The sequence below is a fragment of the Nitrospira sp. Ecomares 2.1 genome, assembly GCF_965152585.1.
The window spans coordinates 1,400,355-1,425,446 of the sequence record NZ_OZ224219.1 but is presented as its reverse complement, the minus strand read 5'-3'; the positions used below and the strand labels follow the sequence as shown (position 1 = coordinate 1,425,446).

Annotated in this window: 26 protein-coding genes; 14 read left to right on the top strand and 12 right to left on the bottom strand. The window is 49.8% G+C overall.

Annotated features, from left to right (window positions below; genetic code table 11):
• Positions 1–28: 28 nt before the first annotated feature.
• The 6 genes from ACWHYD_RS06220 to ACWHYD_RS06195 form a co-directional block, all read right to left on the bottom strand.
• The gene (locus ACWHYD_RS06220; RefSeq protein ID WP_447965046.1) at positions 29–547 is read right to left on the bottom strand and encodes a c-type cytochrome; all 519 of its coding nucleotides are present in this window, start codon (positions 545–547) and stop codon (positions 29–31) included.
• 44 nt (positions 548–591) lie between these two features.
• Positions 592–1,056, bottom strand: a complete 465-nt coding sequence (locus ACWHYD_RS06215; RefSeq protein WP_447965045.1) for a c-type cytochrome — start codon at positions 1,054–1,056, stop codon at positions 592–594.
• 510 nt (positions 1,057–1,566) lie between these two features.
• Positions 1,567–2,853: a DUF2130 domain-containing protein gene (locus ACWHYD_RS06210; protein WP_447965044.1), complete on the bottom strand. Its 1,287-nt coding sequence runs from the start codon at positions 2,851–2,853 to the stop codon at positions 1,567–1,569.
• A gap of 80 nt (positions 2,854–2,933) precedes the next feature.
• Positions 2,934–3,422 carry a toll/interleukin-1 receptor domain-containing protein gene (locus tag ACWHYD_RS06205; protein ID WP_447965043.1) on the bottom strand — a complete coding sequence of 163 codons (489 nt, stop codon included), beginning with the start codon at positions 3,420–3,422 and terminating at the stop codon, positions 2,934–2,936.
• Positions 3,423–3,572: 150 nt separating this feature from the next.
• Positions 3,573–3,740, bottom strand: coding sequence for a hypothetical protein (locus tag ACWHYD_RS06200; RefSeq protein WP_447965042.1), 168 nt, complete (start codon positions 3,738–3,740; stop codon positions 3,573–3,575).
• Between the two features lie 316 nt (positions 3,741–4,056).
• On the bottom strand, positions 4,057–4,329 hold the full coding sequence (locus ACWHYD_RS06195) for a hypothetical protein (RefSeq protein ID WP_447965041.1): 273 nt from the start codon (positions 4,327–4,329) through the stop codon (positions 4,057–4,059).
• Positions 4,330–4,739: 410 nt separating this feature from the next.
• On the opposite strand from ACWHYD_RS06195, the gene ACWHYD_RS06190 reads away from it, so the two are divergent.
• Positions 4,740–5,432, top strand: coding sequence for an SDR family NAD(P)-dependent oxidoreductase (locus ACWHYD_RS06190; protein WP_447965040.1), 693 nt, complete (start codon positions 4,740–4,742; stop codon positions 5,430–5,432).
• A 108-nt stretch (positions 5,433–5,540) separates the two neighbouring features.
• Positions 5,541–6,134: a heme-binding beta-barrel domain-containing protein gene (locus tag ACWHYD_RS06185; protein WP_447965039.1), complete on the top strand. Its 594-nt coding sequence runs from the start codon at positions 5,541–5,543 to the stop codon at positions 6,132–6,134.
• Positions 6,135–7,125: 991 nt separating this feature from the next.
• Here the strand turns inward: ACWHYD_RS06185 and ACWHYD_RS06180 are convergent.
• A complete protein-coding gene (locus tag ACWHYD_RS06180; RefSeq protein ID WP_447965038.1) occupies positions 7,126–7,764 on the bottom strand; it encodes a carbonic anhydrase in 639 nt (212 codons plus the stop codon).
• A gap of 175 nt (positions 7,765–7,939) precedes the next feature.
• Here ACWHYD_RS06180 and ACWHYD_RS06175 point away from each other — a divergent pair, with 175 nt between their 5' ends.
• From ACWHYD_RS06175 to ACWHYD_RS06150, 6 genes are all read left to right on the top strand, one after another.
• Positions 7,940–8,293 carry a TraR/DksA family transcriptional regulator gene (locus ACWHYD_RS06175; protein ID WP_447965037.1) on the top strand — a complete coding sequence of 118 codons (354 nt, stop codon included), beginning with the start codon at positions 7,940–7,942 and terminating at the stop codon, positions 8,291–8,293.
• A gap of 157 nt (positions 8,294–8,450) precedes the next feature.
• Positions 8,451–9,062 carry a class I SAM-dependent methyltransferase gene (locus ACWHYD_RS06170; protein WP_447965036.1) on the top strand — a complete coding sequence of 204 codons (612 nt, stop codon included), beginning with the start codon at positions 8,451–8,453 and terminating at the stop codon, positions 9,060–9,062.
• A 26-nt stretch (positions 9,063–9,088) separates the two neighbouring features.
• Positions 9,089–10,360 carry an NAD(P)/FAD-dependent oxidoreductase gene (locus ACWHYD_RS06165; protein ID WP_447965035.1) on the top strand — a complete coding sequence of 424 codons (1,272 nt, stop codon included), beginning with the start codon at positions 9,089–9,091 and terminating at the stop codon, positions 10,358–10,360.
• The gene (locus ACWHYD_RS06160; RefSeq protein WP_447965034.1) at positions 10,360–11,145 is read left to right on the top strand and encodes a class I SAM-dependent methyltransferase; all 786 of its coding nucleotides are present in this window, start codon (positions 10,360–10,362) and stop codon (positions 11,143–11,145) included. Before ACWHYD_RS06165 ends, ACWHYD_RS06160 begins: the two co-directional genes overlap by 1 nt.
• Before the next feature lie 396 nt (positions 11,146–11,541).
• Positions 11,542–12,000, top strand: a complete 459-nt coding sequence (locus tag ACWHYD_RS06155; protein WP_447965033.1) for a response regulator — start codon at positions 11,542–11,544, stop codon at positions 11,998–12,000.
• 159 nt (positions 12,001–12,159) lie between these two features.
• Positions 12,160–13,260 (top strand): mechanosensitive ion channel domain-containing protein, encoded by a 1,101-nt coding sequence (locus ACWHYD_RS06150; protein ID WP_447965032.1) that lies wholly within the window; start codon positions 12,160–12,162, stop codon positions 13,258–13,260.
• A gap of 74 nt (positions 13,261–13,334) precedes the next feature.
• Here ACWHYD_RS06150 and ACWHYD_RS06145 read toward each other — a convergent pair whose 3' ends face one another.
• Together ACWHYD_RS06145 and ACWHYD_RS06140 are read right to left on the bottom strand one after the other, a co-directional pair.
• A complete protein-coding gene (locus ACWHYD_RS06145) occupies positions 13,335–13,748 on the bottom strand; it encodes a CBS domain-containing protein (RefSeq protein ID WP_447965031.1) in 414 nt (137 codons plus the stop codon).
• Between the two features lie 126 nt (positions 13,749–13,874).
• Positions 13,875–14,678, bottom strand: coding sequence for a TenA family transcriptional regulator (locus ACWHYD_RS06140; protein ID WP_447965030.1), 804 nt, complete (start codon positions 14,676–14,678; stop codon positions 13,875–13,877).
• A gap of 766 nt (positions 14,679–15,444) precedes the next feature.
• Between ACWHYD_RS06140 and ACWHYD_RS06135 the strand changes: the two genes are divergently transcribed.
• Positions 15,445–15,756: a hypothetical protein gene (locus tag ACWHYD_RS06135; protein WP_447965029.1), complete on the top strand. Its 312-nt coding sequence runs from the start codon at positions 15,445–15,447 to the stop codon at positions 15,754–15,756.
• A 159-nt stretch (positions 15,757–15,915) separates the two neighbouring features.
• On the opposite strand, the gene ACWHYD_RS06130 is transcribed toward ACWHYD_RS06135, so the two are convergent.
• Positions 15,916–16,167: a hypothetical protein gene (locus tag ACWHYD_RS06130; protein WP_447965028.1), complete on the bottom strand. Its 252-nt coding sequence runs from the start codon at positions 16,165–16,167 to the stop codon at positions 15,916–15,918.
• Positions 16,168–16,881: 714 nt separating this feature from the next.
• Between ACWHYD_RS06130 and ACWHYD_RS06125 the strand changes: the two genes are divergently transcribed.
• Both ACWHYD_RS06125 and ACWHYD_RS06120 read left to right on the top strand, forming a co-directional pair.
• Entirely contained in the window at positions 16,882–17,499 is a 618-nt protein-coding gene (locus ACWHYD_RS06125) for a hypothetical protein (RefSeq protein ID WP_447965027.1), read from the top strand.
• Positions 17,500–17,502: 3 nt separating this feature from the next.
• Positions 17,503–18,711: a L,D-transpeptidase family protein gene (locus tag ACWHYD_RS06120; protein ID WP_447965026.1), complete on the top strand. Its 1,209-nt coding sequence runs from the start codon at positions 17,503–17,505 to the stop codon at positions 18,709–18,711.
• Between the two features lie 2 nt (positions 18,712–18,713).
• Here the strand turns inward: ACWHYD_RS06120 and ACWHYD_RS06115 are convergent, their stop codons facing one another.
• Positions 18,714–19,268, bottom strand: coding sequence for a hypothetical protein (locus ACWHYD_RS06115; RefSeq protein ID WP_447965025.1), 555 nt, complete (start codon positions 19,266–19,268; stop codon positions 18,714–18,716).
• A gap of 70 nt (positions 19,269–19,338) precedes the next feature.
• Between ACWHYD_RS06115 and ACWHYD_RS06110 the strand changes: the two genes are divergently transcribed.
• Positions 19,339–21,306, top strand: coding sequence for a S8 family serine peptidase (locus ACWHYD_RS06110; RefSeq protein WP_447965024.1), 1,968 nt, complete (start codon positions 19,339–19,341; stop codon positions 21,304–21,306).
• Positions 21,307–21,765: 459 nt separating this feature from the next.
• Complete coding sequence (locus tag ACWHYD_RS06105) at positions 21,766–22,332, top strand: TIGR00645 family protein (protein WP_447965023.1); 567 nt, start codon at positions 21,766–21,768, stop codon at positions 22,330–22,332.
• Between the two features lie 3 nt (positions 22,333–22,335).
• On the opposite strand, the gene ACWHYD_RS06100 is transcribed toward ACWHYD_RS06105, so the two are convergent.
• Positions 22,336–23,787: an amino acid permease gene (locus ACWHYD_RS06100; RefSeq protein ID WP_447965022.1), complete on the bottom strand. Its 1,452-nt coding sequence runs from the start codon at positions 23,785–23,787 to the stop codon at positions 22,336–22,338.
• 435 nt (positions 23,788–24,222) lie between these two features.
• Here ACWHYD_RS06100 and ACWHYD_RS06095 point away from each other — a divergent pair, with 435 nt between their 5' ends.
• On the top strand, positions 24,223–25,002 hold the full coding sequence (locus ACWHYD_RS06095) for a YkgJ family cysteine cluster protein (protein WP_447965021.1): 780 nt from the start codon (positions 24,223–24,225) through the stop codon (positions 25,000–25,002).
• Positions 25,003–25,092 lie beyond the last annotated feature (90 nt).

Below are 25,092 nucleotides of genomic sequence, written 5' to 3'. Positions count from 1 at the left end.
CACCTGCCTTTCTTCTACACCGAACAATTCAGTGCTTCATCATCCCCCGACCCTGGTGACCTTGGCCTCCCTGAGGACCTCTCCCTCCGCCATGTGATCCTCCGGAAAAACTTTGCTCATATTGCATCACTGTCCAGATCTCTTCATCCGAAAGTATTCCACCAAATGGAATCATCCCGGTCCCCGGCGATCCATATTTGATCACCCAAAAAATTTCCCCTTCAGACCGATGCTTCCAAAAGCCATGTGACCGAAACACCCGAGGCGGGGGATTGAGTGTCGCGGCACCCGGGCCATCGCCGCGTCCACTGACTCCGTGACAATTGATACACGTGCCCTTGCCCTCATAGATCGCCTTGCCTTTTTCGACGTTTTCCTGTGAGGACGGCAACGGGCTCTTCAGGGATTTGGCTTCAGCCAGCTTATCCGCCGGGACGCGTGGCATCATCATCTGTTGATGACCATGTTCCTGGGCCGCCACCGGGGATCCACTCACCGCCAGCGCCAGGATACATCCACTTGTCCATTGAAATACCTGTCTCATCATTCCTCCTTGTGTCTTCCCTATGTGGGAGCGATAAAAAAACCCCATTAGGTTTTTCCAAACGTTCGGAGATAGGAAATGATCTGCCAGGCCTCCTTATCCGTAATATACTGCGGCATATACGCCACCATATCCGTACCATGACTCCCATGAATCAGAACCCAGAAAAGCTCCCCATCACTTCTGGCTGCCTGCCAGGCGGCATCCGCAAAATTGGTTGGCATCTTGATATCAGGAGGAAAGGTTCGACCCTCGGTCGGTGCCCCTGTGCCCTCCCAGCCATGGCAGTAGGCGCACCAGCCCTTGCCTTCATATAATTTTTTTCCGCTCGCAATAAATTCCTCTGTGGGGGTGAAGGGATTGGTAAAGGACAGAGCCTGTTCTATGCGATCGGATGGGACCCGGGGCTGAAGATCCCCGGCACTTCCCGCCCACACCGAAGCACAGGCGAAGGAAACCATTGCGACGATGATCCAGGTTTTCGATTGAATCTTTTGCTTCAATATTTTCATCAGAACTGTCTCCTTCTTTGGTGATATAGACTCGGCTCTTGCCTCTCCTTCGATAAGTCTTTCCAAATTGCGTGCCAATATTAACGTGAGTTTTTTCTACTGTTTTCATTTTTCAATCATGGAAATGAGGCTATTTGCCTCACTCGCTAGAGGATGCAGATGGACAAATTTCCCCAAACCGGTGTCGTGTGCTGTGAGGGCCCAATCCACACGACACTGAAAAGGAACCTCTCCCATCCTTCCAGCAATGATCATTTTTTAAAGGAAGCGACTTGGCTGTACAGGACAAACCTATTACCGGAAAGGCTAGTCCCCCGGAACCGAAGGCAAAAACCAGAGAAGTCCGGGAACCAGAGGTTAAAGTAAAGGTGAGAAATGTTGATGGATAGCAGAATGATTCAGGAGAATTGTGGCACGTGGCGGCAAGATTACGGAGAATGAGTCGATACGGGCTTGATTGTGCGAAGACCAAGCCTTTGCTTTTATTGGCGAAAGCAGAGGCGAAAGTTCTTACAGCAATTTTCCGTCGGATTCGTCCTTGGGTGCATCTAAGGCTTGAAGTTCAAGCCCTTCAATTTCCTGCATGGTTTTTCCAGCGATGCCTTGAAGGTCCCCATACATGCCCACCGTCGCCATCATCACCCGATCAATTTGTTCTTCACGCTTAGCCCATTGCTTCATGATGACTTTCCGCTCCTTATCAAGGTCCCCCTTCATCGAGGAAAACCCCTCTACGATCGCTTGCACCCGTTGTCGAAAGCGCGGACCCATCAAATACTGATACACCATTTCCATTTTGGTTTGCTGCCCTTCCGAGGCTTGGCGGGCACCAGCCACCTCCATGAGGGTATTACGCATGGCAATGGCCAGGGGAAGAGCGACCTTGGGATGACTGACCCAGACGCCGTCGATAAATTCGAATGTTTCCACTTCTTTGGGCAGGGCTTGGCTGACGATGATCGCGATTTCAGCCCTGGCCTGCCGCTGATCCTCGCGTAACTTGATGAGCCAGCCATCACTCCAGTTTTTGGTTCTCTTTGATTCCCACAAGATGGTTCCGCAGGCTTGGCCGATTGAGCTGGACACCCGGTGCAGCACATCGCCCCCATGCTCACCCTTTCCAACGGGTTGAATCTGATCCAGGGGGAATTTTGATGTGAGCATCGCTTCGAGTTCAAGCTCCTGCACTTCGCCCTGAAGTTGCTGGGACCCCTGTTCGGCACGACGCTTAAGTTCTTCAATTTGTTTTTGCATGGAAGTAATCGTCTGCTCTTTCTCCATGACTTTAAACTTGAGCGCTTCTTCGGCTTCTTTTTTTGCCTGATCCCGCGTGACGGTGAGTCCTTCCTGTACGCGCTTTTCTATGGTGAGATCCAATTCGCGTTTGGCGTCATCCAGCTCCCGTTGCTTACGGAGCAGATCGGCTTGGACTTTTTGGGCTTCCGCCAGCTTTTCATCCTTTTGTTTAAGTATCCCCTGAATCTCAAGAATTTCTTTGGACTTCTGGTCCAGATCGTTTGAGAGAGCCAGCCTGGCTTTTCTGGCTTCTTCCGCCACAATTTTGCCGCGTTCGAATTTCAGTTTGTCGGCGACTTGCGCGTCCAACGTTTCCTGAGATTTGGCCAAGGCAGCTTCGCGCTTACGCAGAGCCGCTTCCCGCTTGGCGGCATCCGCATCTTTTTGAGCCAATCGTCGATCGAAGTCCCGCTTCGTGGCTTCGAGAAGTGGGGCCGCGAGCGATTCCGTCAGCTTGATTTCCGTTTTGCATTGAGGACACGTGATCGTTGGTTCAGTCATGGGAGTAATTTTTGATCGGCATGTAATAGGAAAAATATCATTTGGACGGAGGGTTCAGGAATACTTGGTCTTCTCAGGGATTATTTTTCCGAGATTGTATCCAAACGGGCTTCGATCTGCCGAAACACTTCCAACGCAAATTGATCACGATGGGAACCCGAACATTCCCCGTAGGATTTAGACGAGGAAAAACGCGGGCGATGCAGCCGAAAGATTTGCGTATGTTGTAAGCCTTTCAAATCATGGTGCTCCAGATCAATCGGTTGCAACATGACCGGAATAACGGACTTGCCGCCACTCTTCACAAACGTGGGAAGCTCGTGATCCTGAATGTATTGTGATCCGAGAAACGCCGGGCTGACCAGGACCAACCCCACATCACATTCTTCTATAGCATGCTGAATTTCTTCGTGCCATTTTTCGCCTACCAGAAAATCGTTATCCCGCCAGAAGGTATAGTTATACAGCTTGGAGGGCGCAGCCTGCTCTTTGAACTTTTTCAAAAATCTGGCCGCCAGATCACGATTGGCGCGGGCATAGGACACAAACACCGTAATTTTCTTTTTCATGACGGAATGTTTGAAATTGACCCGGTTGGCCCATCATCCTAGCCAACCCCTCTTGAAATGTACAGAAGACTGTTGGTGACAATCAGGCAGAATAGCAAATCAATTCCAGGATTATCTGGCGAAGGTCAAGCCCAGACCCGGATGGCCCATTCAGGAATGGGCTGCCAGCTGTCCGCCTTTGTCAAAGATGAGAGGATTGACGGGAATACCGGCCCCAAAAAGTTGTGCCTTTGGCCTCATCCCCACCGTACTGACCAGCCCTTTGCTGGCAGCCGGAGACAACAATGAACTGCCTTTCAAGGCCACCAGTATTATCACTGAGACGACTGATCACGATCTTGAGCTCCAAGCTTTCGTTGACGGTGGGCACATGAAAAGTTTACAGATCTCTGACGTCAGAGAACGAACAATCTTCTACATCAATACCCGAAGAGAGCTCGGACCTCAGGAATTAAGCGAATTGACCTTTGCATCGGAACCCGACCATTTACCTGAAAATGCATTGGACCAAACGAAGAAGCCAAGCAAGTCATCAGAGACTTTTTGGCCAAATTCCCGCCAGGAGCCTACGAATTCGAAGGAATAGCAGTAGGTAAATAGGGCAAAACTATAGCCAGACAACCTGAGCCAGATATTACCAAAGCAGGGCCCATGACCAACCATAGGCTAATAACCAGACCCATAGCCATAGCCCCATCCACTTCCAGAGAAACCCCAATCCAATACCCAGACCAAACCCTAAGGCCACACCACAACCTAAAACTAACCCAAGACTATCCACCCGGGGCCAAACCAGCATCCACAGCCAAGTCCAGAAAAGCGCACACACCAACCACAGGCACCAGGTCGAAGGCCCACCTGTCACATCCATAATTTTTCCCAGGCTAGATTTTGACGGGATTCCCATCCTATTTCAGCCTCCATAATTTCGCTTTTATTAAATGAACGTTGAGGATAAACCTCCGCTGCACAGACACCACCCCTTAGCATTCCACATCGGATGGACGAAAGAATCAAAAAACCAGCGACACGAACATGACCAACCCCAACGTCGCATTCATCACACAAGTTCTTTATTACACCAATTGAAGTCTCCCCACAACGCCTGGTTTAGGAATATAGAGTAGGGTAATTGCCCTTTCAAAAGGCAAGCGGAGGAAGTTCATCACTTCCAATTTATCAGTGCCAGACCACACTCTGGATACAACTCAAGCCTCACTTAAGACGGACATTGATGCATGTTGATTCTTCTCTTCACATACCATGTCTTTCATGTCAGGATTGAGAAGATTTTATGACTCTGGTATTCAAAAGCCCATGCAACACACCTATTTACTCATAGGCAACTCCGACGGCATTGGCGCAGCCGTGACCCGGGCGCTATTGGCTCAGGGAGATCGAGTCGTGGGCATTTCCCGGAGTCCTAGTCCACTCGGTCCGAATGGGCCTCGACATATCGTGCAGGATATCGCCGCTCCCGAGTACCCGCAGATACTGAAAAATCTTCTTGCCGAAGAAGGGCCTTTTGACGCCTGCATATATTGCGCGGCCATTGGCTCGCGTTTGACCCTGCCTGATCTCTCTAAGGAGGCGCGCGTTGTTGAGGTGAATTTCACGTCAATGGTACGAACCCTGGCCGCACTCGCGCCGGGCTGGCTTGAGAAAGGACAGGGGCACTTTATCGGCCTATCAAGTCTCGCCGATGATTTTTACAACGCCGACTCCCCTTCCTATACGGCATCAAAGGCCGGTTTCAGCAACTATTTGGTTGCAATGGCCTTCAAGCTCCGATCGCATGGCATATACGTGACCAATATTCGCTTTGGTTTTGTGGATACGAAGCTGCCCAAGGCCTCCTGGAAACCACTAATGATGACTGCCGATCAGGCTTCAGCCCATGTCATCCAATGCTTAAAATCCAAACCCGTGCAACTGAGCGTCCCCAAATTAGCAGGCCTGGCCATTCATAGTATTCGTTGGATTCAGTCAATGCGGATCTGGTGGTTTTAAAAAACATTCACAAACCATTTGTACGATTTGGTAAAGTCGGTTACGCCAGATTCCAAAAAAGTTCTATGTCCGTTCCTCCTCACACTTTCCTGAAAGGAGCCTATTCTCATGACCGAAGCAGATCATCCCGATGCCGCTGATGCCGAAATTCTTAGACACTTGGGTCCACTCGCTTCTCTAGCCGGACTCTGGGAAGGCGATCAGGGTGTCGATCTCGCACCAGTCAAAGAGGGTGGCCACGAAACTCATTTTCGAGAACGATTGCAGTTTGAACCAATAGGACCTGTAATAAATGGTTTGCAGGTGCTTTATGGCCTCCGTTATTCGACCATTGCCTGGCCGCTGATCAAGGAACAGCCGTTTCACGAGGAAGTGGGGTATTGGTTATGGGATGCGGCCAGCAAACAGGTGATGCGGTGTTTTATGGTTCCTCGGGGCGTCATGGTGAATGCAGGCGGGACTTCGGAGCCCGACGCAAAAGAGTTTCACCTGGCCGCTGACGCGGGATCCGGTGTGTATGGAATTCTCTCAAATCCCTATCTGGATCAGGCTGCGAAAACGGTGCGATATGAATTATCTGTCACCATTAACGAAACCTGGAAGTTCAGCTATAAGGAAGATACGCAGTTACAGATTGCGGGGCGACCTGAGGTGTTTCACCACACTGATCAAAACACCCTGACACGTGTCCAGTGCCTTTGACCCGTATTGATCATGCTGACAAAGAACTTATTTCCCGGTTGCATAGAAAGAATTCCCTTCCAAACGGGATTACAGCCTTTAATCCCTTACCTTGCTCTCTCTTCCCCACGCCATCAATCCATTGCAAACCATCGGAATGCCTATTGCCGAAGGTTGTTATAGGACCACAACTCTTCCGTTAGACATAATCCGGATTCTTCTACCAAAATTATCTCTACGATTCTTCTCCAACCGTTGATTACAATTCAAAGAATTCATCCTTTCTTCTAAATTTTTCCAGATAATGGCCTGATCTGGAAAACCTCTCCATCATTTGGTCCAAAAGGAGAAAGGACAGGAACCCATGAGGTCATTATTCAATTTCCGGCTTTCGTAAAAAAGGAGTCTGCCAATGAAAAAATGTGGGCATATGACTGCTATTTTTCTTCTGCTCAGCTGCACATTCGCTACCTATGGCTGGGCGCAAGACAACATGAGACGCAATGACTTTTGTCAACAACATGCCGACTTGTGGGACAGTGAAGGAAGAATTACCCTGGAGGGGCATAAGCTGTTATATCTTCAGCACCCCGACTGGTGGTTTGACTCTCAAAACAATACATGGAAGGAATGGCCCTCAGAGAAACCTCAGTGGACTATCGAGGAACATAAGAATCTTAACATGGATGGGCCGGACTGGTGGTTTGACTCTCAAAACAATACCTGGAAGGAATGGCCTAACGAGCACCAGGAATCCTTGGAATGCCATAAAAGAATCTATCTAAGTGGCCCTCAATGGTGGTTTGACTCACAAAGTAATGCCTGGAAACGGTGGCCGAGATAGTTCGAGCATTCCTTTCATGCACCTGTAATATACTTTCATGGCTCGGATTGATGATGGTTTATCCCATGTAGCAATTCGAGCCACCCACCTACGATAATTGCCTACGAAGAAGCCTCCCATTCGCAAATTTTGGCAGACTCTCACCAAAGACAGCCTCAGTGCAGTTATTCAAACGATAGTTGGGCTTTTTCTTTCTCGAGGATCGATGAAACTTCTTTTCTCCCAGTCATACACCCACACTTCACCCGTTCCTATGGAATAGACCCATCCATGCAGGCGCAAATTTCCCCGGCGCAATCCCGTTGCGACAGCCGGATGCGTCTTTAGATGATCGAGTTGAACTAACACATTTTCCCGTATGACGGCGGCAAATAACTCATCTCCGTGCAAATGCGTGTATAAATCTTTCATTATACGCACGGTGGTCTCGGCATGCTGAAGCCACGCTTTGACAGCAGGAAGCTCCTGAAGTTTCTCCTGATGCAACAAAGCCCCCATGGCACCGCAATCCGTATGTCCGCACACGATAATATCTTTGACTTGGAGGACCGAAATCCCATATTCGAGAGAGGCCGTACTGCCCCCGATAGCCGCTCCGTAGGTTGGAATTAAATTGCCTGCATTCCGAATAATAAACAACTCCCCCGGTTCAGTCTGAGTGAGTAATGACGGATCGATCCGTGAATCTGAGCAGGTCACAAATACGGCTCTTGGTTTTTGATGACCGGACAACCCGGCGAATAACTCTTTCTTTTTCAAAAACACCTCTTCCTGGAACTTGATTAACCCTTTCAATAATTTTTCCATGTGCTCTCCCTGCTGAAAGATTTTTAGATTTCCTCTTGTCGATTATTGGCCTTTCACGGTCTGGCTGGGGTACATTGCTTCCATCATTCTCCAAACCCAATAGCGTCCTATGCCCGTTCTCTCGTATGCATTTTATCCGACAAGAGACACATAATCCTCTTTGATTCTTGGCCTCATGACACAGCCGACTTCTCATTACGACCATTTTCGAGCAACGCTCCTGAACCTCAAGGACGAATTGCAGGCCGTATCCTCCACCGGACAGGAAGCGGCCCAACCGGTGGAACTGGACCAAACGACGATCGGGCGCGTCTCACGAATGGATGCCCTCCAACAACAAGCCATGGCTCAAGCTGCTCAACAACGTCGACACATTCAATTGCAGCGTATCGAATCTGCCCTCCAACGGCTCGAAAACGGAAAATTCGGCTGGTGCCTGAGGTGCGAGGCAGAAATTTCCAGGAAACGATTAGACGTGGATCCCACCGCCCCCCTCTGTATCGCTTGTGCCGATGGAAGGAATCGATAATTGTCACAGGCGCTGTACAATCGACCCGTCCCCTACCGGAATCAACGAATGAACGCGGAGTACAATTCCACTCCATGCTCATCCTGAATTCTCTCGCAGGGGACATATCGCTATTCCTCATAACTGTCCACTATGTTGTAAACCGGAACCCACTTTAGTGGGAAGTGCCCAGTGTCGACCATACTTCTCCTGTGCACAGTGTCGGCTCATTTTCGTTCCTCCCGCCTATTACGTCTCACCCAACGAGGAAAAAAAACAGTACGATCACCATGAAAATAATTCTGAAGACCCGGGCTATCGAAAGTTTTTAAACCAATTAGCCGAACCACTCCACCAACACCTGAGACCCAATAGTTCCGGATTGGATTTTGGGGCTGGTCCGGGTCCAACTCTCTCTTCCATGCTTCAAGAATCCGGACATACCATGTCGATTTACGACCCCTTTTATGCGTACAATCCTGGAGTCCTGGAACAGACCTATGATTTCATCACGGCCACGGAAGTGGCCGAGCATCTGCACCATCCCGGACAGGAATTTGACCGGTTATGGGCACGACTGAAAGCTAATGGCATATTGGGAATCATGACCCAACTGGCACCACCCGATCGACCGTTTCTGGATTGGTATTACATCAAAGATCCGACGCATGTCTGCTTTTTCTCACACGAGACCTGGGCATGGTTGAATTCACGATGGGGAGGAGAAATCATCTATTTGCACAAGAACGTCGTCTTGTTTCGTAAACCGTCTGACTCCCAACACGGATAGATTCTCGCTCGCTCCCGACGTTGCCTATGCCTTCAAATATCGACATCGCCATCATCGGCGCTGGAGCAGCAGGGCTGGCAGCCGCCATTTTTGCTGCGGAGACAAACCCCAGTCTTTCTATCGCTCTTTTGGACGGCGCCAAAACCCTCGGGGCCAAAATCCTCGTCTCCGGTGGGGGACGATGTAATGTCACCAATCAACGTGTCACCGCTTCCGACTTTCACGGGAACAGAAAGTTGATTGAACGCATTCTTCGACGCTTCGACGAACAGGCAACCGTTCGATGGTTTGACTCTTTGGGGGTCCCGTTACAGACCGAAGCCACCGGCAAACTATTTCCCAAAAGCAACAAAGCCCGAACAGTCCTCGATGGGCTTCTCAGGCGGTGCGAGGCACTGAACGTTTCTCTTTTGACTCACCACCTCGTTCGGGACCTGACCAGGGCAGGAGGGGAATTCTTGATCCAACATTCCCATGGAACGCTTCGGACCAAACGAGCCATTCTCGCGACGGGTGGCCGGTCCCTCCCCAAAACCGGATCCGATGGATCGGGTTGGGGATTGGCCCAACAGTTGGGACATACGGTCACCGCCACCTATCCTGCCCTGGTGCCTTTACTCCTTGAGCCCTCGTTTTTTCATGCAAAGCTATCAGGCATTTCCCATGACGTAACACTCACGACTACGGTAGCCGGAAAAACCATCGATCGTCGCACCGGCAGCTTGTTGTGGACACATTTCGGCATCAGTGGACCGGTGGTTTTGGATACCAGCCGGGTTTGGGTTCGCGCAGCCGCGCAAGGAGAGGATGTCCGTCTTCATCTCGATTGCTTCCCTCAACCCTCCAACCAAGATGTGGAGAAATGGCTGATTCAGGCAGCTTCCCTGGCCGGACGAAAACTCGTCCCCACACTACTAGCGGAACGGTTACCAACGCGTGTAGCCACTATGCTGGCGGATATCCAACAACCTGCTCTTTCTGACACTCCGGTTAATCTCCTATCCAAGGAGGCTCGCCGGAATCTGGTCCAGACACTCACGAACCTTGGCCTTCCCATCATCGGATCACGTGGATGGAACTTTGCCGAAGTCACGGCCGGAGGAGTCCCTCTTGAAGAAATATCCCCTCATTCCATGGGCTCCCGACACATGCCAGGGCTCTATGTGATTGGAGAAATGTTGGACTGCGATGGCCGCATCGGCGGGTTTAACTTTCAATGGGCCTGGGCGACAGGGTATGTGACCGGATGCCATGCGGCCTTGGATATCATGAAACAACCGACAGGAGAGGAACGGTGATGAGTCAGTATATTTTCGACAACAAATCTGAGGACCGTGAATATCGACGGTTACAATTGGTTGAAGCCGCAAACGATCCGACGACCATCAGGCTATTGGAAGAAACGGGAATTCAACCGGGGTGGCATTGTCTGGAGCTTGGGGCAGGGGCAGGATCCATTTTGCGGTGGATGGGAAATCAAATTGGACCGACGGGACTAGCTGTGGGTGTCGACCAGAAAATCACCTATCTTCACCATGAGGTTGCTCCCCATGTTCAAATTTACCAAGGATCCTTTCTTAATGTTCAATTAGAACAATCTTTTGATCTCCTTCATTGCCGGTATGTCCTGATTCATAATCAAGAAGCGGGAGCCATTCTGAAAAAATTGTTTTCTCTTCTTAAACCAGGAGGCTGGGCGATATTCGAAGAACCGGACTTCACCTCGGCAACATTGCCCGACCAGGAGCAAAAGACGCCGCAAGGAAGAGTGAACCGAGCCATTTGCCAGATGTTTATCAATGTCGGATTAGATCCGGCCTATGCTCTCCGGCTTCCGCACACAATACAAAAATCAGGATTTCATATCGTCAGGGTTCAATCTCTCATGCATCTATGTCCTGGAGATTCGCCAATGGCCAAAGTAATGTCGGAGTCGGCTCTGGTCCTCGAACAGGAATATTTAAAGACCGGGCTATGCTCACCCGAGGACATTCAACAGTATGTCAAACTCTCACAAAACTCCACCCAGTGGGCGTTGTACCATTCCACCACCTCCGTGATTGCCCGTAAACTTACAATGTGACTCCACCCAATTTCCCTCTTCAAGCCATATCACAACGAACTCAAAAATTTGGAGAATCTTTTTACATCTTCAATGAGCTCATTTTTCCTCCGGCTTCTCAGGTCGCTCCATTCAATCAATATGCCTACGATGAGTACGAAGTGAATCTTCGGTAGACATCTCCATTGAATCTTTCTCTTCCTGTTCATAAAAATTCCAAATTGCCTTTCCATGTTTTCTATTTATTTTCAGGGCTGTTTCTAAGACAGGGCCACATTTTCATATCAGCCCAACAGGGCACACTCGTTGCAAGTTACTGATGGATATTCATGCTTCATACAATACAAATGAGTTCAGTTGGTTTTTTAGGGGAGAGATTTCATTCAACTTCATACGAGGCTTCAAGGAGGATTCGCAATGAACACGAATTATGTACCGGGCACGACTCAACGAACGGCAGGAATGTATTCCGGCCAAAACTATCGGGGCGGAGTATTGGTCGCTGATGATGAAGCCGCCATTCGAAAAGTGGTTCGAATGGCCTTGGAAAAGGACGGCTATTACGTGGCGGAGGCGGAAGACGGCGCGCAAGCTATCCACATCCTCAACGAAGGAGAGCATCCGATGGTCATCGATGTCGTTATTACGGATATTCGGATGCCCAATATCAATGGCATAGAAGCCATAAAATATTTTCAACGTGCATACCCCAGCGTGCCGTTGATCGTCCTAACCGGGTTTCCCGATATCGATCTGGCCACGCAACTCATGAAACAAGGCATAACCGATTATTTGGTCAAACCGGTGGATCGGAAAAAATTAACCGCCGCCGTGGTTGATGCCATAGCCTCACGACAACTCAACTGGTTTGCTTAAGATTGTTCTTTCTGTATTTTTGTTGGGCTCTAGGAAAAGACTCCCACTCGCTTCCCTGAACGGAGAGGGGAATTCGAGGAGGAGTCCTTTTGGCCTAACCTCCTCCTACTTATTCAATTGCTCTTTTAGCTTTATCCTACCCCTGAATTCGGGCATAATGTGGTATTATCTGTTCTGAACATTATGACGCTCCTTGACCATTTTTTTGCCGCTCTCCCGATCTTTCTCCCAATTTTATTCGTCTTCGCACTGGTCAGCTCAGGTTTATGGTTTGCTCATTGGTTTTTCTTTCGCCGCAATGGGGGACTGAAGGAGGAAGATCGTTTTTCAGCCCGTGTGGGAATGTTGTTGCTGGTGGGGATCGGGATTGTGCTCATTCTTCTGGCCCTGCCTCTCGACAGAGAAACGCACAAAGAGCTTTTCCAACTACTGGCCCTGTTGATCACAGCAGTCATTACTCTTTCTTCTACCACCTTCGTCTCGAATGCCCTGGCAGGCTTTATGTTGCGGGGCATGCAAAGTTTTCGATTGGGTGATTTTCTTCGCGTGGAAAATCAATTCGGCCGGGTCACAGAACGGGGCTTGTTTCACACGGAAATACAAACAGAAGAACGCGACCTCACGACTCTTCCCAACTTATTCTTAGTTTCTCACCCGATTACAGTACTCCGCTCCTCAGGCACGATTGTTTCCGCCACAGTATCGTTAGGTTATGATATTTCCCACAAGACCATTGAAAAACTGCTAGCCGAATCGGCTCTTGCGGCCAATCTCAAAGACCCGTTCGTCCACATCATGGAACTCGGCGATTATTCCGTAACCTATCGGGTGTCGGGGTTTTTAGTGGAGGTCAAGCAACTTCTTAGTGCACGGTCAAATCTTCGCGCGAAAATGCTCACCACGTTACATAATGCCGGAATCGAAATTGTTTCTCCCGTCGTCATGAATCAACGCAAGCTAGAGGATGGCATTCGAGTCTTGCCACCCCAATCCCCAGAATTGCCGCATGGAGAAGAAAACGCCGGGGAGAGTAATCCTGAATCACTGATCTTTGACAAAGCCGACGCCATGGCACAGATTGAGGCGTTAAAAGAGCAGCGTGAAGCGATTCGAGAGGAAATTGCTGTCTTGGAGGGTCAAGCCAAATCAAAAAAAGAACACATCGGCCCCTGGATAGAGCAACGGATTACGCGGATTCGTCAGGAAGAAGAACGTCTGACCCTTCTGATTCAACAAGCCGAGGCAGAAAAAATTGAGTAAGCTCACCAGAAATGTCTCATCACCAGCAATCATTTTAGGGATTCAATTCCTTCCCTGCTCAGCTATGGGCAGGTTCACTTATCCTCTTCAGATGTTTTAAGTTCCTTCGCTACTGTCTTAAAGTAGGCCAAGAGGTCTCGCACAGATATAATTCCAACGATTTCTCCATTTTCTCCGGTGACGGCCAAGTGACGAATTTTTCGATCGGCCATAAGATCCCGGGCATAATGAACAGACATATCCCGGTCTACGGTTATGATGGGGCTGGACATCAGTTCCTTCACCTTCAAGCGTTCAATCTGGGCAGGTTGTTCAGCTACCGCACGCACTACATCCGTTTCGGTCACAATTCCGGAAAATTCAGACTCCTGCTTCACCAACATGGAACCAATCCGCCTCATATACATGTGTGTAGCCGCTTCCTGAATGCTGGCCTCTTCAGTCACATAACTCAGATTCCGTGTCATGAATTGCCCAATTGTGGCCATGTCTCTTCCCTCCTACTTCAAAATTGGAAAAGTCTATTGTGGAGGAAATGCCCGAAAAGATCCAGATGAAAAACGTTTCCGTGTTCCATCGCTCTTCAAATATAACAAGGAAAAGGGCTCATCGTATTAGCAGTTTTCACTCTCGTTTTTCTTTAATCCACAAGCACGGGCAACTCCATCTCGATAGCGAAGCCAAAGGTCCAATGTTTTATTCATCGCGGCCAGAATTTTATCTTGATGGGAACGAGTGCCGGCATAGCGAACCACTATCGCATAGGCATCATGACGATGACCGGTCTCAACCATTTGATGCGCTCGAATGAGATCCATGGCTTGGGGCGATACCCCCTGATGCTTGACCAATGGATGATGTTTAATTTTTTCATGAATCTGCCGGGGAGTTTTTGATTTGACCGTGTGGAGCAGTTCCTGACGATCATTGACGCTGCCTTCGACAAAGATCGTCAAAACGGCTGCGCCTAAGACCCAATCCGAACTATTAGAAATTCGCTCCAACCATGACCGATACCGCCGTGTAGCAGGTAACAACTGAATCTTCTCAAATTCGCGTGGGCGAAACCCTAATCCCTCCATCATTCTCATAAAGAGTTCAGGATGTGAAGTCCCCAATGAAAGCATCCCGGTATCTTCCTCATAAATATTTTCGGCTAACATTTTTCGGACTACTAACGGAGGATTTTGCCCATGAATGCGTGCCAGGAATACCGGGAAATCCCGAACATATGACATATACTCCTGCTGGAAATGAATTTTGAGCTGCTGTTTAGACATGGATGGCCCGACAAACTGCGGCCAGGCCCAATGATGTTTCCGAGCCATAATATCCAGCAATTGCATGCGGAATTGTGCTGAAGATAATTTTTTAATAGGGATACCCTCTTTCTGGCAAAAGATTTTGGGAATTGTCATTCAATCAGTACCCAAGCTGAACTCAACGATTTGACAACCAATTGGATTTCAATCGGCTTTCTAAAGTCTTTGATTTTTTGAAGATTGAAAACCACAAATTCAACTATTGGAAGATGATATCTGTTTCGGATGGAAAGCTGGCCCAAACATTCAAATGAGCAGAATGGGTCAATTTCGCCACTTATCCTTGCGAAACAGGAGGATTGCCGAGAAAACACACGCATCCCTTTCAGCACCAAAACCAATAATAACAGCTAAAACCCTATTATATTCAATATCATTATCCACATCATTCTTCCTTCTTCATAACATGATTTCAAAGCCATACCAAAATAGAAATCGCTTAAAAGCAATCAAAATCTCAAATTTTCAGCCAGGTATTACGAATGTGAGGCATTCCACAGCATGTCCCAATCTGCCTCAAAATTAATGAACTCGTGAATACGAGGTTTTGTCGAAAATTTTTCCCACGTTCTTGTCGCTTGATGGCAGATGTAATCACACTTCTACCGATGCTTAACAAGAAATGAATCATTTTGTGCTCATTGTAAAAAACATTGCCCGCATTCACCCATCTCAGAAATCTGGCATAAATCTGCTGAGTACTTAGCAGGAAATTTCCATTGAATATTCAAGGCCTTACGCGTCAAATCCTCAAGAAGATTGAATGTGGCAACACGTTTGCTTTTGCCTAACAAAGCAACGGGCAATCGAATTCATCAATTCATTGAAAGTGTAAGTTTTCACCACACGGAGGGATCAACAAATGATGTATGTAGATAGCCGGTACATAAGCATGGCTCGCAAAAGCGAATTATTACAACATGAGCACGCCATGAACCAATTACGAAGACAGGTGGCGCAACTTTCTAAAGCGGTGGCTTGGGAATTGGAACAGCACCAGTCCCATCTCAATGAACTTCAACGGGTGGAAGATACCCTCACTGGTAAAAACCAGCCTGCACATGCTAACGAATCGAACTTAGAATCAACTCCTTCTACTACCGGCAAATGGACTAAACTCCGAAAACACAACCACCGGTCTTCTCAAAATCTTGTAGCGCAACTAGTCGGATAGGTTTCCCCGTTCGAGTTTCATCACGTGACCCACGGAATCTCCGTGGGTCATTTCTTTTTCTTCATCAGATTTCCTTAAAGAGGGCGGAGCAACAGATTCAGCCTCACTCCCTTCACAATCCCCTCAAAAAAATCTTGCCCACTTAGCTTGTACCCGGGACTACCGGTCCGGATTGCACAAACACATCCACCAACAACAGGAAGCATTCTGGCTCCCATTTTTCAATTTGCCCTCGCGAAAAATAATGAACCCCGCCGCAAGCGGCGGGGAATACACCCTCAAGGGATTGATAACCCATCGAAACATTACCGCCCGGGTGGCAGGTCCGCAATCGAGTGATTTCAGCTTCACGAGCAGTCTACCTGCCCGCATCTTTCGCTTATTCGCACCTCCCCTCCACGCGTATGTCATGCCTCACTCCTTAAAGACCGAAATAGCCCAACCCCTCCAACCACGGAGTTGATCATTCTGGCCGTCATCGTGCTTTAAGACTGAACGTAATTTCTGTCTCCAAGCCTTTTTTTTCATTTTTACTAAGAGTTTTACGGGAAAGATAAGAATGCTGATTGAATAGGGCTTGCATTGAACGGGAGTTCAACGATCCACTTATTCGGTAAATTGGATCTTCCTAAACTAATCTCACACCGATCCAAAAACTTCCATGCGTCCCAGCAAAGTCCAATTTATTTTTCATTTACTTCTCTTAGAGAAATTCAGGACAAAGTTTCTTTACCAGGACATGATGTCCATGGGTAATCCCGCATAGTTCGATCATTTTCCTTGTTTTTTCACTCAAAAGAGGTTCTTTTTTCATGTCATACATCCCTTAGTCCTCTTTTATGGTCACAAATTCATGGCATCTTCTTTGCTCATTATATTTACTTGCAGAAAAAGCCGCTCAGGAAACAGGAAGCGAACAAAAGAACTCACGCTCCTCTTATCTAAAATGTCTTACCCAAGCATACCAGGGATAAAACAACGCCGTGCTTTTCTGATAAGTCCGTGGTTTTCGTAAACGAGGGGGAGTAATTCGCCCCTTTCACGCATCGTGGGCCGGGCTCGTACAACCATAACCAAGGGGGAGAACGTGTTCTCCCTCAATTATGAAGGAGGAAATTGACAAACATGGGAATGATGATTCAATCATTTAAAACGGCGGCTCTGGCAGTGTTATTCGGCATCATGCTCGTGGCCTGTGCCGAAAAACCCATCCAGGGGACTGACTCGGCATTGCAAGCTCTTCAGGCTGCCAAGCAAGCCGGTGCGGCGGAATATGCTCCTGAATCCTTGCGTGTTGCTGAGGACGAATATCAAAAAGCGCAAGAAGAAATCGCAGTGCAGGACGATGCCTTTATGCTGACACGCAACTATGAAGTGGCAAATGCCATTTTGGTCAAGGTCGTAGCGGATGCGGAAAAAGCCAAAACCGAATCCATCGCCAGCAAGCAATTGGCGAAAACCGGTGCCGAAGGGGCCGTGGTCCTAGCCAAAACCTCATTAGAAGAAGCCAAAAATCAGTTGGCCCAAGCGCCAGCGGGCAAGGGAACCCAGGCCGACCTGCAAGCCTTACGGGGAGACCTGCAAGCAGCAGAAACCACATTGGGTGAAATTGACGCCATTATGGCCACGGAAGACTATATTGGCGTAAAGGCTAAAGCCGAATCCGTTCAAGCCTTAGCCTCCCGCGTCACTGAACAGGTCGCACAGGCTATTCAGAAGACCGGAAAACACAAGAAGGCATAACACATGCGATGGTGGGGCTCCGGCCGACAACCAGCCAAGCAACCGGCAGTTTGGCTGGCGGCTGGAGCCCTCATCATGTTTTCTTTTCTGTTTGTGGGCTGGTGGAAGGCAGATCGCCTTCCCCAAATCTTCCCACCTCACCTTGAATTGCTCGACCAACAGGTGTGGAGCCATGGCGCGGAAGCTTATTCCCTGGAACGATACCGCGCATTTCATCAAGCCATCATCGATCTCCGGATGCAATGGCGAAGAGAACAAGCGCGCTGGTGGCCGACCGCCGACACCCATACGCTTCAGGCAACCTACCAAAACCTGCTGCAAGAAGGCTCGGCCCTTCTTGAAGTCTCCAAGCACCAAAAATCCACTCGACACCAGCAACTGACAACCGCATTAGAATCTGAACGTCGGCAAGTAACCCGCTTACGGGCATTAATCGGGATATTTGATGTTCGACGAAATCTGCGCGCACTCTCCGTGACAGAAGGGTTACTGAACCAGGCCGCCTCTCGACTCGGGCAAGACCGTGACAATCACGCTCATATTCTTCTTGGACAGGCAAGAGATTCTCTTGCACCCATTGAGGCTCATGTCATGGCCCAAATGAAACGGTATGGAACCCTCTCACAACTTGCCAAGTGGAACCTTTGGGCCACTAACACAGTGGATTGGTCTTCAAGGACAGGCGGCACGGCCATCGTGGTTATCAAAGCCTCCCGCCAACTCGTGCTCTATCGTAATGGAAAACCGCTGCGCCGTTTTTACATTGATCTCGGGTTTTCAGGACTTCAGGACAAGTTACAGGAAGGCGATGGCGCAACACCGGAGGGGCAGTTTCACATCCAGCAGAAGAAAGGACCGGGATCCACCAAATTCCATAAAGCCCTCTTACTCAATTATCCAACCAACGAGCATCGTCGACGCTTCCAGAAAGCCAAGCTCAAGGGCGGCCTGACGGCGCGACGCGGCATCGGAGATCTCATAGAAATTCACGGACAACAACCCAATGGCAACAGTACGACGAATGGCTGCATTGCCTTATCCAATACAGACATGGATGCCGTCTTTCATCTGGCTAAAGAAGGAACTCCGGTGACCGTCGTCGGAGCCCTGCAATCAGACAATTGGGTGATGAAAGCTCTCGGCAACATCACCGACCATACCCGCCAACGCACCGCTCTCCCTACAGATTCCCTGACCGTCCGAAACCGATAAGATTATTCGGAGGAAATCCCTTGAGGTTGTGGATTCGGTGGGGGATCATCTGGGGACCGCTGCACCCGTCGCATCAACATCTGCGGGTTAACCAGCTCGATGTCGTTGAGATCACGCAGCTTTGCCATACCATGAAGCGCCGTGGCAATATTCCCATCACAACTCTCAAGCCATGCGGCATGAGGCGCATAGGAAAGTGATTCACGAATTAAGAACCCGCACGCCTCTAATTCTTGCCGCCGGCCCTCGACGGGGACGTGGGACTGGAAACGAATAAACACCTTGCCAGACGGCACTCCTTGCGGACCATTGGGCTCAAGACGATAGACCGGTGTCAGCGTGAGGTCGGCAGGAAACGTCGAGATGTCAGAGACCTCACCCCGGCACACGTTGATAACCGGATCATCAAAAGAGTACAACACCGACGTAATCAAAGCGGGAGGGACCGGCCCATGAACCGCAAAGCAGTCGAACTCACGAACATAGACACGGGATACCGCTTGGGCTACCACGGTCATCCTTAGAGGAAAGTGAGAAAACGGATCGTTCAAAGCCATTCGTCATTCTACGAAGGAATGCGGAGCAAATCCAAGGATCATTGCCAATTCACACAGAAGGAGACCACCCATGCTGTCATTTCGTTATGGAGGACAAAACGGGAAATCGTTCAGGCTGAAAACCGATGAAGAGCTCGTCGTCGTGCGAACTCAGAGTCGTCGACCGTTGGAAGCTGCAGCGCAGTCGCTTCGAGCCCGGCAAGCCCTGGACGATCTTGAGCCGGTCCACCGGTTTCAACATGCCGGCGTGGAAATCTTTCGCTATCCCCAAAAGGTTCGACGCGCGAGTGCGCGGGGAGCCATTCGCACCACCATAAAATCCGTCAAGGACGTACAATTTGCCGGTCGGGTCCTGGTCGATCCTCAATCAAAAAAACCGGTGCTGTACACCGAAAACCTTTTTGCTAAATTTGATGATGACCTGGCCGAATCCACTTGTCGGAAAATCTTGAAAGCCTCCGGACTCGGAATCAAACGGGTACTGGAATATGCTCGCAATACCTTCTTTGTCGAAGCGCCGGAGGGCACAGGGCAAGAGGTATTTGCCATGGCCGAAAGTCTCTTGCAGCATAAACATGTAGAACTCTGTCACCCTGAACTTGTTAGACAAATGGGATGGCGCACCGCATTTCCACAACAATGGCACCTGAAAAAGACCACGATTGATGGAACGGTTTATGATGCCCATGCCAACGTGGAGGCCGCCTGGGCACTCAGTGAAGGAGAAAATACCACTGTCGCGATCATCGATGACGGGATGGATCTTGATCACGAAGAGTTTGCCAGTTCTGGAAAACTTCTCGCTCCTCGCGATGTGACACGCGCCACTGACGATCCTCGACCCGGTAGCCGGGATAATCATGGAACCGCCTGTGCAGGCGTCGCCACCGGCAACGGTTTTCATGGTGCCGCCGGGGTCGCTCCCAAAGCCCGATTGATGGCCATTCGCTATGTCTCCCCGTTAGGCTCACAGGCCGAGGCTGATGCATTTATCTGGGCCGCGCAACATGGCGCTGATGTCATTTCCTGTAGCTGGGGGCCTGAAGATGGTGCCTGGTGGGACCCCCGCGATCCCCTTCATCACACCCTGGTTCCCCTGCCGGATTCCACCCGACTTGCCATAGATTGGGCCGTCGCCAATGGACGCAACGGAAAAGGCTGTGTGATCACCTGGGCCGCCGGAAACGGGAACGAAAGTGTCGATAACGATGGATACGCCAGCTATGAAAAAGTGATTGCGGTGGCCGCCTGCCACGCCAAAGGGAAAAAGAGTGCCTATAGCGATTTCGGCAAGGCCATTTGGTGTACCTTTCCCAGCAACGATACCGTTCTTCCCATCCCGGGAATCTGGACCACCGATCGCTCGGCGTCAGCAGGATACAATCCCGGACAAGTGAGTCGAGGCGATGCGGCAGGCAATTATGTTAACGATTTTGGCGGCACATCAAGCGCCTGTCCCGGTGTCGCAGGAGTGGCCGCCCTCATTCTCGCTCGCAACCCCTCGCTGCGCTGGGATGAGGTTAAAGATCTCCTCAAGCGCTCGTGTGATCAAATCGATCCAAGTGGGGGAAAATATGACACCAACGGCCATAGCACCTTATATGGATATGGACGGATCAATGCCAAACGCGCTGTTGAGTTGGCTGCACCAGCCATTCCGACTCCCACCACCGTTCATACCTCCACCGCCGTCATTCCCATTCGCGATCTTCAGACTTCACGGCTCTCCGTTCAAGTGGCCGAGACCACAGTACTCACCTCCGTCAAGATCGGAGTGGACATTGAACATTCCTATATCGGTGATTTAATCATTAAGGTGGTCCCGCCCAATTCAACAGGGGTCTCGCCCATTCTGCTCCACAATCGCATTGGAGGCGGGACAGACAATATCCACACTACCTACGATGTCACCACGACACCGGACCTCCTGGCATTAGCAGGCAAAAATCCAAAGGGAAAATGGTCACTCACGGTTCAGGATAAAGAGAAGCTGGATACCGGGCGCATCTTACAGTTCTCAGTGACGCTGATTTTCTAAGGAAAATAACGGGCATGGCGTTTGGGAGCGTATAGGCACATTGGCCACCGTCTGACATATCGGTGGCCGACACCATCTGAAATGAAATGAGGAGTCGCCACCGAAGAACGTTTTAGAATAACTTGATCTGATTTGAGCGCTCCCAGTATATTTGACAGACAACTCAACAAGGTCAAGAAAACAATTCCATACTCTTGTTTCAATTCCTTGCTTGCCCACCTCCCGCACTGATATTGATCATTCCTCCTCACTCATAAAATTTCTTTCCTACCACCTGTAATAGATCAACGTGGAATGATGTGCGTTCCTCTCTTTTTTCACATCACATTCTGCGACATCGGTCTATCTTTCAATGATTACAAGTTATTTTTCGCATGCGTTCCCAACGCGGTCATGCTCCCAGACCGACTGGAGAGCCTTACACGTTCATTCATCATTTTTTTTTCAAAGGAGGTTTTCATGTCCCAATCCCCGACCTCACCGGGTTCTCCCATCGATTCCACGCCGGAAGACATCCCGCATTGGATTGAACATGCATTCGAAATGGGCATCTTTGCCAGCCGGTGGATCCAAGCACCATTATATGGTGGATTGATTATCGCTGAAGTGCTCTATGCCTGGAAATTTCTGACCGAACTGTGGCACATGGTACATGAAATTGGCACCCTCACTGAAACCGTATTTATGTTAGGAATTCTCACCCTGGTGGATATCACCATGGTGGCCAATCTGCTTACTATGGTCGTCATCGGAGGGTATGCGACCTTTGTCAGTAAAATTAGTCTGGAGAGTCATCCTGATCGACCGGATTGGCTCAGCCATATCGACCCGGGAACCATCAAAGTAAAATTAGCGGCTTCGTTGATTGGCATCTCCAGCATTCATTTACTCAAGGCCTTCGTCAACATTGCCAATGTGCCAATTGAACACATCCAATGGCAACTCATCATCCATCTGACCTTTTTAGGCTCAGCCGTGTTGTTAGCCTGGACCGATAAAATTATGACCAAGGAGAAGAACCATTAACCCCTATGGGAGTCTCGAAATATTTCCATGAGTGGCGGCCAACCGGCTGTGGCGATGGCCATAGAAGGCGTAGACCAGAAGTCCGATACATGTCCACGCCCCAAAACGAATCCAGGTAAGTAAGGGGAGAAAGAGCATAAGCCCAAAACACGATAGTGTTCCCAATACGGGTATCCAGGGCATCCAGGGAAGCCGGAACGACCGTGGATGCTCCGGTTGGGTGACACGGAGCCACAGCACGCCAAGGCAGACAAGACAAAACGCAAAAAGGGTTCCGATATTCGTCATATCAGCGGCTTCTCCAATGGGGATAAACCCAGCGAGAAGCGCGACCCCTGATCCAGTCAGGATGGTGGACAGGGACGGAGTCTGATACTTGGAATGAATCGTGGCCAGGCGAGGACTGAGAAGACCATCTCGAGACATCGCAAAGAAGATCCGGATTTGCCCGAGCATCATGACCAGTAATACGCCGGTAATCCCGGCCAAAGCCCCAACGGCAACCAGGGCTGCGCCCCACCGGTATCCTGCTCGGCTGAGGGCGTCTGCCACAGGTGCATGAACATCAATGGTTGTTACAGGGACTAACCCCGTCAGAACAGTTGCCACCAAGATATAAATAAGCGTGCAGAATGCCAAGGATATTAAGATAGCCCGAGGGATGTCCTGCTGGGGGTTTCGAGCTTCTTCGGCCGCCGTCGAGACCGCATCGAAACCCACATACGCAAAAAACACAATGGCTGCGGCTGCTCCGACCCCGGATAGCCCATTAGGAAGAAACGGGGTCCAATTCTCGGCGTTCACCCCTCCTGCTCCAACAGCCAGAAAAAAAAGAATAACGAAAAGTTTCACGACCACAATCACACCGGTGATCTGTGCACTTCGCTTGGTTCCCATCAAGAGTAGGCCCATCATCACAAGGCAGACGACTACAGCCGGAAGATTGATCAGGCCACCGCGGCCTGCTTCTGGAGCATGAGCCAGCAGATCCGGCAGTTCAATTCCCACCAACTTGAGAACATTGACAAAATACCCGGACCAGCCAATGGCCACAGCCGCACTCGCCACGCCATATTCCAAAATCAAATTCCATCCCACTAACCAGGCAATCAATTCTCCCAACGTGGCATAGGTGTAGGAATACGCGCTGCCGGCCACTGGAATCATAGAAGCAAATTCCGCATAACAGAGCGCAGCCAGCGCGCAGACCATTCCCGAACACAAAAAGGACAGAATGATGCCGGGCCCCGCACCCGGTCGGTGGGAATTGCCGACCGTGGCCGTTCCTATTAAGACAAACACTCCGGTCCCAATAATGGCGCCAATCCCAAGCGCGATTAAATGCCACACAGTCAGATCCCGTTTTAACCCTAATTCATGGGAATCCTCGGAGCGCGGGTGGCTCAGTAAACGTTTCGTCCGAAATACTGAACGATCCATCACACGTTCAAGCATAGTGGTGGTTCGACTTTCCTTTCCAAGGTACGGTTTTTATGCCTTAAGGGGAGGACCGGTTTAGAAAAAAGAGATCTTCACTCCCTAAGCACGACCCGACTATGCTATAACTGTGCCTGATGTCAGCCCCCTGGATACGAGAAGCCCATTTGAAGCAGAAGGACTTGAATTTGAATTCGTTCTTCCTCAAGAATTAAAACTCTCAAGGTAAAAGCCCGGGTATCTTGTAAGACCCATGATTCTCTTGGAATGGCGCCATGCAGAAAATCATGCCCTCCCCGGCATGTCGGGTGAACCCAAGCCATCAGCTTTTCCTCAACATACGGGTTCTTCTACAATTCAATCTCCGGCTCCCCTCCAGTGCATGTCACGGCCGGGCAATGACGTCTATTAACGTAATCTGTTTAGTTGATTGTTCTTTCATAAGATTTTCTCATGAAAACCTCCGGACCTCACGAATCGTACAACCTGGATATTCAAACCCCTGCCGGAAATCTGGCGGCGTCGGTTTCCGTACCGACTGGATTCATTCCCCTTACCGATATTCTCCCCCTCATGCGATCCCTTGGAGAACAAGCTCAACAGTTGGAAATCGACAACACCACTCAAACCGGTGACACCATTTCCTGCCAAAAAGGCTGTGCCGCCTGCTGTCGCATGATGATTCCCGTCGCCCCACCGGAGGCCTTTGCGCTCCTGTCGGTTGTCGAGGCACTCCCTTCTCCAAAAAAGGAGCGTTTGCTTGAGCGATTTCAGGCGGCTCAAGAAATCTTACGTGAGGCCGGCCTGGAGGATGGATTGCAACGATTGGCTTTTTCCGAACATCAAGGCTCCGATGAAGAACTGGAACCTCTTAATCGCGCGTACTATGCGCTTCGAATGCCCTGTCCATTTCTGGAAAACGAAATCTGCTCCATCTATGAACAGCGGCCCTCCGCCTGTCGGGAATTGCTGGTCACGTCCCCTGCGGAACTTTGCCAAGACGTGATACAGAACCCCGTCAATCTGATACCCTCCCCGTTTCGAATCGGCACGGTCCTAAGCAAACTATGGGCAGATTGTTACCAAGGCCCGATTCGCCTCATTCCCCTCCCCTTCGCCCTGGACTGGGCCAAGGCTCATGAAAGCCAAACCACCCGAACCTGGGCGGGGCCTGAACTACTGAGCCGGGCCTTAGATGCCGCCACACAATATTTACAACGCCGATCATCATAAGAGGCATTGAACTCCTTCAGTTTCCTGGACGTATTCAACGGCCTCCGTGTGTGCCGACCAGGTATCCTCCAGCGTAGGCAACAGAATGGT

Bases quoted from the DNA above. Each gene is read 5' to 3' on its own strand.
- ACWHYD_RS06100 (WP_447965022.1), bottom strand. From the start codon at position 23,787: ATGCTTGAACGTGTGATGGATCGTTCAGTATTTCGGACGAAACGTTTA.
- ACWHYD_RS06145 (WP_447965031.1), bottom strand. From the start codon at position 13,748: ATGGCCACAATTGGGCAATTCATGACACGGAATCTGAGTTATGTGACT.
- ACWHYD_RS06110 (WP_447965024.1), top strand. From the start codon at position 19,339: ATGCTGTCATTTCGTTATGGAGGACAAAACGGGAAATCGTTCAGGCTG.
- ACWHYD_RS06215 (WP_447965045.1), bottom strand. From the start codon at position 1,056: ATGAAAATATTGAAGCAAAAGATTCAATCGAAAACCTGGATCATCGTC.
- ACWHYD_RS06155 (WP_447965033.1), top strand. From the start codon at position 11,542: ATGAACACGAATTATGTACCGGGCACGACTCAACGAACGGCAGGAATG.
- ACWHYD_RS06220 (WP_447965046.1), bottom strand. From the start codon at position 547: ATGATGAGACAGGTATTTCAATGGACAAGTGGATGTATCCTGGCGCTG.
- ACWHYD_RS06185 (WP_447965039.1), top strand. From the start codon at position 5,541: ATGACCGAAGCAGATCATCCCGATGCCGCTGATGCCGAAATTCTTAGA.
- ACWHYD_RS06105 (WP_447965023.1), top strand. From the start codon at position 21,766: ATGTCCCAATCCCCGACCTCACCGGGTTCTCCCATCGATTCCACGCCG.
- ACWHYD_RS06205 (WP_447965043.1), bottom strand. From the start codon at position 3,422: ATGAAAAAGAAAATTACGGTGTTTGTGTCCTATGCCCGCGCCAATCGT.
- ACWHYD_RS06160 (WP_447965034.1), top strand. From the start codon at position 10,360: ATGAGTCAGTATATTTTCGACAACAAATCTGAGGACCGTGAATATCGA.
- ACWHYD_RS06135 (WP_447965029.1), top strand. From the start codon at position 15,445: ATGATGTATGTAGATAGCCGGTACATAAGCATGGCTCGCAAAAGCGAA.
- ACWHYD_RS06210 (WP_447965044.1), bottom strand. From the start codon at position 2,853: ATGACTGAACCAACGATCACGTGTCCTCAATGCAAAACGGAAATCAAG.
- ACWHYD_RS06165 (WP_447965035.1), top strand. From the start codon at position 9,089: ATGCCTTCAAATATCGACATCGCCATCATCGGCGCTGGAGCAGCAGGG.
- ACWHYD_RS06175 (WP_447965037.1), top strand. From the start codon at position 7,940: ATGACACAGCCGACTTCTCATTACGACCATTTTCGAGCAACGCTCCTG.
- ACWHYD_RS06195 (WP_447965041.1), bottom strand. From the start codon at position 4,329: ATGGGAATCCCGTCAAAATCTAGCCTGGGAAAAATTATGGATGTGACA.
- ACWHYD_RS06130 (WP_447965028.1), bottom strand. From the start codon at position 16,167: ATGACATACGCGTGGAGGGGAGGTGCGAATAAGCGAAAGATGCGGGCA.
- ACWHYD_RS06120 (WP_447965026.1), top strand. From the start codon at position 17,503: ATGCGATGGTGGGGCTCCGGCCGACAACCAGCCAAGCAACCGGCAGTT.
- ACWHYD_RS06180 (WP_447965038.1), bottom strand. From the start codon at position 7,764: ATGGAAAAATTATTGAAAGGGTTAATCAAGTTCCAGGAAGAGGTGTTT.
- ACWHYD_RS06140 (WP_447965030.1), bottom strand. From the start codon at position 14,678: ATGACAATTCCCAAAATCTTTTGCCAGAAAGAGGGTATCCCTATTAAA.
- ACWHYD_RS06115 (WP_447965025.1), bottom strand. From the start codon at position 19,268: ATGGCTTTGAACGATCCGTTTTCTCACTTTCCTCTAAGGATGACCGTG.
- ACWHYD_RS06190 (WP_447965040.1), top strand. From the start codon at position 4,740: ATGCAACACACCTATTTACTCATAGGCAACTCCGACGGCATTGGCGCA.
- ACWHYD_RS06125 (WP_447965027.1), top strand. From the start codon at position 16,882: ATGGGAATGATGATTCAATCATTTAAAACGGCGGCTCTGGCAGTGTTA.
- ACWHYD_RS06095 (WP_447965021.1), top strand. From the start codon at position 24,223: ATGAAAACCTCCGGACCTCACGAATCGTACAACCTGGATATTCAAACC.